Annotated in this window: 7 protein-coding genes; 5 read left to right on the forward strand and 2 right to left on the reverse strand. The window is 70.7% G+C overall.

The window, feature by feature from the left end; genetic code table 11:
- The first annotated feature begins 252 nt into the window (after positions 1 to 252).
- The 4 genes from ACWC1K_RS46415 to ACWC1K_RS46430 all read left to right on the forward strand — a co-directional run bounded on the left by ACWC1K_RS46415 (position 253) and on the right by ACWC1K_RS46430 (position 5,501).
- Entirely contained in the window at positions 253 to 1,698 is a 1,446-nt protein-coding gene (locus ACWC1K_RS46415; RefSeq protein ID WP_450839783.1) for an alkaline phosphatase PhoX, read from the forward strand.
- A 453-nt stretch (positions 1,699 to 2,151) separates the two neighbouring features.
- Positions 2,152 to 3,732, forward strand: a complete 1,581-nt coding sequence (locus ACWC1K_RS46420) for a TROVE domain-containing protein (RefSeq protein ID WP_450839784.1) — start codon at positions 2,152 to 2,154, stop codon at positions 3,730 to 3,732.
- A gap of 84 nt (positions 3,733 to 3,816) precedes the next feature.
- Positions 3,817 to 4,464 (forward strand): GntR family transcriptional regulator, encoded by a 648-nt coding sequence (locus ACWC1K_RS46425; RefSeq protein ID WP_450839786.1) that lies wholly within the window; start codon positions 3,817 to 3,819, stop codon positions 4,462 to 4,464.
- A 20-nt stretch (positions 4,465 to 4,484) separates the two neighbouring features.
- Positions 4,485 to 5,501: a 1-aminocyclopropane-1-carboxylate deaminase gene (locus tag ACWC1K_RS46430; RefSeq protein WP_450839788.1), complete on the forward strand. Its 1,017-nt coding sequence runs from the start codon at positions 4,485 to 4,487 to the stop codon at positions 5,499 to 5,501.
- Here ACWC1K_RS46430 and ACWC1K_RS46435 read toward each other — a convergent pair.
- Complete coding sequence (locus ACWC1K_RS46435) at positions 5,498 to 6,946, reverse strand: MFS transporter (RefSeq protein WP_450839790.1); 1,449 nt, start codon at positions 6,944 to 6,946, stop codon at positions 5,498 to 5,500. The two genes, ACWC1K_RS46430 and ACWC1K_RS46435, sit on opposite strands and share 4 nt — an antisense overlap.
- 162 nt (positions 6,947 to 7,108) lie before the next feature.
- Between ACWC1K_RS46435 and ACWC1K_RS46440 the strand changes: the two genes are divergently transcribed.
- Positions 7,109 to 7,687, forward strand: a complete 579-nt coding sequence (locus tag ACWC1K_RS46440; RefSeq protein ID WP_450839791.1) for a TetR/AcrR family transcriptional regulator — start codon at positions 7,109 to 7,111, stop codon at positions 7,685 to 7,687.
- A gap of 49 nt (positions 7,688 to 7,736) precedes the next feature.
- Here the strand turns inward: ACWC1K_RS46440 and ACWC1K_RS46445 are convergent, their stop codons facing one another.
- Positions 7,737 to 8,915 (reverse strand): TerD family protein, encoded by a 1,179-nt coding sequence (locus ACWC1K_RS46445; RefSeq protein WP_450839795.1) that lies wholly within the window; start codon positions 8,913 to 8,915, stop codon positions 7,737 to 7,739.
- Positions 8,916 to 9,142: the final 227 nt, after the last annotated feature.

The raw sequence follows: 9,142 nt of genomic DNA on the forward strand, positions 1-9,142 counted from the left end.
CCGCTGGGCGGCTCCGCCGCGGGACGCGATCGCCGCCGACCGTTCCGCGGGCCCCTCCCTGCGGGCATTCATCCGACCCATGACCCGGGCACAAGGTCCTTTTGAGTTCCGTGGTCCGCACTGGACGGATTCATGGAAGTGGGCCCGTGGGTGTCGCCCGGCGTTCAACTCCCGTTCAGGCGCGGGCGAAACGGTGGCGCCGACCCGAGGTCCGCCACCCTCCACGGCACGCCCACCGTCACAGGAGACACCATGTCGCTCACCCGCAGGGACTTCGCCAGAAAATCCGCGATCACCGGTGCAGGTGTCGCACTGGCGGGCAGCGTCGGCGCCCTGGCCACCGCCCCGAACGCCCTGGCGTCCACGGACACCGACGAGGCGGGCGAGGAGTCGGCCGGCGCCCACCACGGCGTCGGCTACGGACCACTGGTCCCCGACCCGGACGGCATCCTCGCCCTCCCCGCCGGCTTCAAGTACCGGATCATCACGTACAGCGGCAGGACCAAGCTGGAGTCCGGCGAGTTCACCCCCTCCAACCACGACGGCACCTCCACCTTCGCCGGCCCCCGCGGCACCACCCTCCTCGTCAACAACCACGAGCTGAAGGGCCCGCGCGCCAACTGGCCGCACCCCGTCCCGCTCACCGAGGGCCTCGTCTACGACCCCGCCGCATCCGGCGGCTGCACGGTCGTCGAGGTGCGCCGCGACCATGTCGCCGAGTGGGTCGGCATCGCCGGCACCTCCACCAACTGCGCGGGCGGCAACACCCCTTGGGGCACCTGGCTCACCTGCGAGGAGACCGAGGACAAGGCCGGCGCCAACGGCATGACCAAGGACCACGGCTACGTCTTCGAGGTCGACCCCTCCGACCGCCGCGCCAACCGCGACCCCAAGCCCATCAAGGCGCTGGGCCGCTACGCCCACGAAGCGGTCGTCGTCGACCCGAAGCGCGGCCACCTCTACCTCACCGAGGACGCGGCGACCCCCAACGGCCTCCTCTACCGCTGGACCCCGCCGGAGGGCTTCTGCCACGGCCGCGGCAAGCTGCGCACCCTCGCCGACGACGCCGGTGTCCTCCAGGCCTTCAAGTGCTTCGACTCCGGCGGCCAGTTCGTCGACGACCTCTCCCGCGCCACGAAGATCGGCACGGTCTACGGCGTCGACTGGGTGGACGTCCCCGACCGCGACGCGCGGACGACCTCCGTCCGCAAGCAGTTCACCACCGGCCAGGTCACCCGCGCCCGCAAGCTGGAGGGCATGTGGTGGGGCGACGGCGGCGCCTACATCGTCTCCTCCTACGCCCGTGACGAGAGCCCCGTGCAGCACGACGGCGCCGTCTGGTTCTACGATCCCAAGCGCCGCACCCTGACCCTGAAGGTCCTGCTGGGCGTCAACCCCGACCCCTCCGTGGACGGCAACTTCGACGGCCCGGACAACATCACCGTCTCCCCGTACGGCGGCCTGGTCATCGCGGAGGACGGCGAGGGCCTCCAGCACCTGTTCGGCGCGACCGACAGCGGCCGCACGTACCCGATCGCCCGCAACGAACTGAACATCGGCACCGAAGAGAAGCCCGAATACAGCGAGTTCACCGGCGTCACCTTCTCACCCGACGGCAGCACGCTGTTCGCCAACATCCAGGAGCCCGGGATCATGCTGGCGATCACCGGACCTTGGAAGCGCCAGAAGCGCGGTTAATTAATTCGCTCGCTCCGCCCGCGGCACGCCTCCTACAGTGATGAACGTCCAGGTGCGAAGGCAGGACCTACTTCCACTGATAATGGGGCGGCCGCGGGTTCGAGTCCCGCCACCGGTACAACGCGCCGGTGTAGCTCAGGGGTTGGAGCACCTACGTCGGTTCCGCCGGCCTTGAACTCTGGACACCACAACTTCATTGCACCTCCCGGTGCGAATCATTTGATCTCGGGGAGGCGCAGCTCAAGGTGGGTGCCCGGTGCGCAGGCAGCGGATACTTCAGGGGACTGGTGGGGGAAAACCCTCGTGCGGGTTCGAATCCCGTCATCGACCCGGGGTCGGTGTGGCGGAACGGAAGACGCGCCAGTTGACAAGCACCGCAGTCGAATTCGACCTCGGACGCCCTCCTTTTGCTGCGCCTCCCTCCGAACGAAACCGAATTCGGGGGAATTCACCATGGCACGATTCAACACCAAGGCGGCGCGGGCGCAGCCCACTTCGCGCGTCACCTCCACGGGCCGCGTGCTCCGTTCGTACGAGGGCGGCCGCGGCCGTGAGCGGGATCCGCGCTCCGAGCTTTTTCTGCTCGCCGTTGCCAACTTCGTGTCGCAGCAGACCTTCTACGAGTCCGGCGCCGACCGTGACGACCGCTTCGCGCGCCTCGTCCGGCGCCTCGCCGTGGAGGACCCGACCTGGACCGCCGGCCTGCTCGGCTGGCTGCGCGGCGAGGGCAACATCCGTACGGCCGCGCTCGTCGGCGCCGCCGAGTACGTGAAGGCACGCCTCGACGCGGGCGCCACCGACGGCCCCTCGAACCGCCAGGTCATCGCCTCCGTACTGCAGCGCCCCGACGAGCCCGGCGAACTGCTCGCGTACTGGACCGCGACGTACGGCCGCAGCGTCCCCAAGCCCGTCAAGCGGGGGATCGCGGACGCCGTGCGCCGCCTCTACAGCGGCAAGTCGCTGCTGAAGTACGACACCGCCTCCAAGGGCTACCGCTTCGGCGACATCCTCAACCTGGTGCACGCCGCGCCCGACCCGGACAAGCCGTGGCAGGGCGAGCTGTTCCAGTACGCCCTCGACCGCCGGCACAACCCGGACACCGCGGTGCCGCCGACGTCGAACCGCGTACTGACCGCGCACCGCGAGCTGATGGCGGTGCCGGTGGCCGAGCGGCGCGCGGTCGTGACCTCGCGCCGCGGAGCGGAGCGGCTAGCGGCGGCCGGAATGACCTGGGAGGCGCTGGCAGGGTGGCTCCAGGGCCCGATGGACAGGGCGGCCTGGGAGGCCGTGATCCCGTCCATGGGGGTCATGGGGCTCGTGAGGAACCTGCGGAACTTCGACCAGGCCGGCGTGTCCGACAAGGTCGCGGCCCAGGTGGCGGCACGCATCAGCGACCCGGCGGAGGTCGCGCGCTCGCGGCAGTTCCCCTTCCGGTACCTCGCCGCGTACCAGCACGCGCCCTCGCTGCGCTGGTCGTACCCGCTGGAGCAGGCGCTCGGCCACTCGCTGGCCAATGTGCCCGCCCTGCCGGGCCGGACGCTGGTGCTCGTCGACCGTTCCGGCTCGATGTGGGCGCCGCTGTCGGACCGCTCGGAGCTCAACCGGGCCGACGCGGCGGCGATCTTCGGCACGGCGCTCGCACTGCGGGCGCAGGACGCCGACCTCGTCGAGTTCGGCACCACCAGCCGACGGCTGTCGTTCGACGAGGGCGAGTCGGTGCTGAAGATCCTCGGCCGCTTCGGCGACCTGGGCGGCACCGACACCACCTCGGCCGTCCGCGCGCACTACCGCGGGCAGGACCGGGTGCTGATCGTCACCGACGAGCAGTACACCTACAGCCACCACGGCGACCCGACCGAGCAGGTCCCGGCGAACGTACCGGTCTACACCTGGAACCTCGCCGGGTACCGCGCGGGCCACGGCCCGTCGGGCAAGGCGAACCGGCACACCTTCGGGGGCCTTTCGGACGCGGCTTTCCGCATGGTGCCGCTGCTTGAGGCGGCACAGAGCGCCGACTGGCCCTGGGCGGCCTGAGCCGCACGGTCGTGGCCCGCACTTCTACGAGGTGCGGGCCACACCCTTGTCCGCGCCCAGGACTGACATCTAACATTTCAATTCGTGGAGGCCATACGACCCGTCGAGCGCACCCTCCTCAGGGACCGCGCCTACGCATCCATCCGGGACGCCATCGTGGCCGGGGAGCTCGAGCCCGGCGCCGTGGTGCGGGACGCCGAGCTCGCCGAGCGGCTCGGGCTGTCCCGGGCGCCGGTACGGCAGGCCTTCTCCCGGCTGGTGGACGAGGGGCTGCTGGAGAGCAAGCCGCAGAGCTATACGCGGGTCACCCCGGTCGTCACGGCCGAGGTGCGGGACGCCGCCGCCGTGGTCGGCGCCATGCACGAGCTGGCCACGCGGGTCGCCGTGCCCCGGCTGTTCGCCGCGGACGTCCAGGCGATGCGTGCGGCCAACGAGCGGTTCGCCGCGGCCGTCGGCTCGGGGGACGTCGACGGTGCTCTGCGCGCCGACGACGAACTCCACGACGTGCTCGTGCGCGTCGCCGGCAACCAGGCGGCTGCCGCCACCATTGCCCGCTACACCCCCCTCATCCGCCGATTGGAGCGACGCCGCTTCGGCGAGAGCACCTGCCGCTCGGCCGGCCTGCACGAGCAGCTGATCGACGCCTGCGCGGACGGCAATGTGGCTGAGGCGGTCCGCGTCACCGCGGAGATCTGGCGCACCCTCGCCGACGACCTCGCCGACGGCGACTGATCCCGACCCCGGGAGGACCCATGTCCCTTTCCTCGTACGAGCGTTACCCGCTCCTCTTCGGCCCTTCGCCGGTGCACCCGCTGGAGCGCCTGACCGCACACCTCGGCGGCGCCTCCCTGTGGGCCAAGCGCGAGGACTGCAACTCCGGTGTCGCCTACGGCGGCAACAAGACCCGCAAGCTGGAGTACCTGGTCGCCGACGCGCTCGCCAAGGGCTGCGACACGCTCGTGTCCATCGGCGGCGTCCAGTCCAACCACACCCGCCAGGTCGCCGCCTGCGCCGCCCGCGCCGGGCTCAAGTGCGTGCTGGTGCAGGAGAGCTGGGTGGAGTGGCCGGACTCCGTGTACGACAAGGTGGGCAACATCCTGATCAGCCGGCTCGCCGGGGCGGACGTACGGCTGGTGCGGGCCGGGTTCGGGATCGGGTTCAAAGAGAGCTGGGAGCAGGCGCTCAGGGAGGTCGAGGAGTCGGGCGGGAAGCCGTACGCCATCCCGGCCGGGGCCTCCGACCACCCGCTCGGCGGCCTCGGCTTCGCAGGATGGGCGTACGAAGTCGCTGAGCAGGAGCGGGAGCTGGGGATCTTCTTCGACACGGTGGTGGTGTGTTCCGTCACCGGGTCGACCCAGGCCGGCATGGTCGCCGGGTTCGCCGCCCTGGAGGAGGCCGGCGGACGGCCCCGACGCGTGCTCGGCATCGACGCCTCGGCCAAGCCCGCCGCCACCCGGGAGCAGATCGCCCGGATCGCCCGGAACACCGGCCGACTCATCGGTGTGGAGCGGGAGTTGACCGAGACGGACGTCGAGCTGGACGAGCGGTACCACGCGGGCGTCTACGGCATCCCCGACGAGACCACCCTGGCCGCGATGCGCCTCGCGGCCCGCACCGAGGGGATGGTCACCGACCCCGTGTACGAGGGGAAGTCGATGGCGGGGATGGTGGACCTGGTCGAGCGGGGGGAGATCAGCCGGGACTCGACCGTGCTCTACGCACACCTGGGCGGGCAGCCCGCCCTCAACGCGTACAGCGCCCTGTTCTAAGCGGCTTCACGCCGGGCGACTTCCCGCTTCTGCCCTGTGATCACGAACGCCGACACCAGCAGGGCGGTGAGCGCGATCAGTGCGCCGACGCCGAACGCGCGCGCCGACCCTTCCGTGAGGATCTCGGCCGGGGTGCCCGAGGCATGCCGGGTCGCCGTGCCGAACACGGTGACCAGGACGGACAGTCCGAGGGTGCCGCCGAGCCACTGCAGGGTCTGGAGGAGACCGGAGGCGGCGCCCGCCTCGCGCGGCTCGATACGGGCGAGGATCGTCGCGTTGAGCGGCATGAAGCTCAGGCCGACACCGACGCCCATCAGCAGCAGCGGGCCGAGCAGACCGGACGGGTAGCCCTCGCCGGGTTCGAGCCGCCACAGCCAGGCGGCCGCGGCGACGAGCAGGCCCATGCCGGTGAGCAGGACCGGCTTGACCCCGAACCGGGCCAGCAGCCGCGGCACGAAGCGGACGGTGGTGAACATCGCCAGGGTCATCGGCAGGAAGGCGAATCCCGCGCGCAACGGGCTGTATTCCAGGACCTGTTGACTGATCAGGGTGAGGAAGTAGAACGCGCCGAACATGCCGGCCGGCAGCAACAGCACGCCCGCGTAGCCGCCCGCGCGGTTGCGGTCCGAGAAGAGCCTCAGCGGCATGATCGGTTGGACGGCCCGGGACTCGACGATCGTGAATCCGGCGAGGAGGGCGGCGGCCGTACTGAACCCGAGCAGCGCCTGCGTGTCGCTCCAGCCCGCCTCGGAGACCCGGATGAAGGCGTATACGAGTGAGGTCATGCCGGTGGTGCCGGTCAGTGCGCCGGCCGCGTCGAACCGGCCTGCGTGGCGCGGTGTCTCGTTGACGAAGCGGGGCAGGGCGAGGGCCACCCCGATCCCTATCGGGACGTTGATCAGCAGTGCCCAGCGCCAGGACGCCCAGGAGGTGAGCATGCCGCCCAGGACCAGCCCGATGGAGGCGCCGATGCCCGCCATGGAGGAGTAGATGCCGAGGGCGTGGTGCCGGCGCGGGCCCTCCGGGAAGTTGGTGGTGATCAGGGCGAGGGTGCTGGGGGCGGTGAGCGCGGCGCCCGCGCCCTGCAGTGCGCGGGCCGCGAGCAGCCAGGCGCTGTCGGTGGCCAGCCCGCCGAGCAGGGAGGAGCCGGCGAAGAGCAGAACGCCGGTGGCGAGGGTGCGGCGGCGGCCGACGATGTCCCCGACGCGCCCGCCGAGCAGCAGCAGACCGCCGAAGGCGAGCGTGTAGGCGTTGAGGACCCAGGACAGACCGGTGCGGCTGAAGCCGAGGTCCTGCTGGATGTCGGGCAGGGCGACGTTGACGACGGTGGAATCGACGCCGACCATCAGGTAGGCGGTGACGATGACGAAGAGGACGGTGCGGAGCCTGGCGGGGTGCTGTGGTGCGGTCAGACGTGCTTCGGTGGTGCTGGACGGGCTGGACATGGAGTTCTCCCGTTCGATGTCCCCCGGGTGGGATGTGCGCGGGCAGCACTGAGCAACGGAATGTGGGCAGGCAAGGGTGGCCCGCAGAGATAACCGGGGACTGTCTCCGTTTAACTCTCGCTAAAATACGGAGAGAGTCCCCGGTTCGCAAGGAGTATCTGAATGGCGCAGGTCAAGCCCATGCGAGCGGACGCCCGTCGCAACTACGAACGGCTGCTGAAGGTCGCGGCGGAAGCCTTTGCCGAGCATGGGGAGAACGCGTCGCTCGACGACATCGCCAAGCGGGCGGGGGTCGGGTCGGGCACGCTGTACCGGCATTTCCCGACGCGGCAGGCGCTGCTGGAGGCGGTGTACGTCGATGCCATCGAGGCGCTCGCGGCACGCGCCGACGACTTCGCGCGGGAACTGCCGCCGGGCGAGGCGCTGGTGGAGTGGCTGAACGAACTCAGCGCCGGGATGATCCAGGTCAGGGGTCTCAAGGCCCTGCTCGGCTCGGCTGTCACGGACGGCAGCAATGCCGTGGTCACGGCCTGTGGCAACTCGGTGAAGGGCGCGGCGGAACGACTGGTCGGGGCGGCGAAGCGGGAGGGGACCCTGCGCGAGGACGTCGAGCCGATCGAGATCCTGCGGCTGGCGCACGGTGTGGCCACGGCGTCCGAGCTGGCGAACGGCGAGGGCACACACATCCGCCGCTATCTGTCGCTGCTGACGGACGGTCTGCGTCCCGCAACCGGGGCGTGAACGCCGGGCGCCCCCTGGCCGGGGGCGCCCATGGTCGTCGTAGGACGAACTACAGCGCCTGGGCGGCCGGCTTCACCATGTTCCGGACCGTGCGGGCCTTCACGAACTCGCCCATTGCTGTCATCTCCCACTCGCCGGAGAACTGGCGGATCAGTTTCGCCATCATCACGCCCGTCTGGGGTTCGGCGTTGGTGAGGTCGAAGCGGACGAGTTCCTCGTCGGTGGTGGCGTCCAGGAGGCGGCAGTAGGCCTTGGCGACCTCGGTGAACTTCTGGCCGGAGAAGGAGTTGACCGTGAAGACCAGGCCGGTGGCCTCCTGCGGGATGCGGCCGAGGTCGACCACGATGACCTCGTCGTCGCCTCCGCCCTCACCCGTGAGGTTGTCGCCGGAGTGCTTGATCGCGCCGTTCAGGATGGACAGCTTGCCGAAGTAGCAGCTGTCGATGTGGTTGCGCTGCGGGCCGTACGCGATGACCGACGCGTCCAGGTCGATGTCCTTGCCGCCGTAGGCAGGCTCCCAGCCGAGGCCCATCTTGACCTGGGAGAGCAGCGGGCGGCCGCCCTTGACGAGGGACACCGTCTGGTTCTTCTGGAGGCTGACCCGGCCCTTGTCGAGGTTGATCTTTCCGGTGCCCGGGGCGGGCGGGCCCGCCCCGGGGGCGGGCGTGGCCGGCGGAGGCGGCGGGGTGGTGGACAGGGGCGGGGCGACCGGCTGGGGCGGGGCCGCCGCGGCCGGTTCCTCCACCGTGACGCCGAAGTCGGTGGCGATGCCCGCCAGGCCGTTGGCGTAGCCCTGGCCGACCGCGCGGGCCTTCCACTGGCCGCCCCGCAGATAGATCTCCACGATCACCAGTGCCGTCTCGGTGCCGAGCTGCGGGGGTGTGAACGTGGCCAGGACGGTGTTGTCGTCCGCGTTGCGGATCGTGGCCGTCGGTTCGATGCCCTGGAAGGTCTGGCCCTGGGCGTCCGGGCTCGCGGTGACCACGATCTTCTCGATGCCCGGCGGGACGCTGGCGGTGTCCACGGTGATCGCGTCGGGAGCCGTGCCCCCGCCCGACCGGTAGGTCACGCCCGGGCCGACCGGCTGGTTGTAGAAGATGAAGTCTTCGTCGGAGCGCACCTTGCCGTCGGCGGTGAGCAGCAGGCCCGATACGTCGAGCCGCACCGGGGCGGCGACGTCCACCGTCACGCGGGCGGTGGAGAGAGGGATGTTCGAGCCGGGGGTCATAGCTGTCATGCCGGGTGAACGAGCGGGAGCGCTTTACCGTTCCCTTACCCTGCGCCCAATTGGCCCTCCTACGATCTCGCCCCCGCCGCCCCTTCCCGTTCCCGACTCTGGGGGCTGCCGCCCCCAGACCCCCGCTTTCGGCCTGAACGGCCTCGTCCTCAAACGCCGGACGGGCTGAATAACCAGCCCCTCCGGCGTTTGAGGAGCGGGGGTCCCGGGGGCTGGCC

The sequence above is a fragment of the Streptomyces sp. NPDC001492 genome, assembly GCF_053597275.1.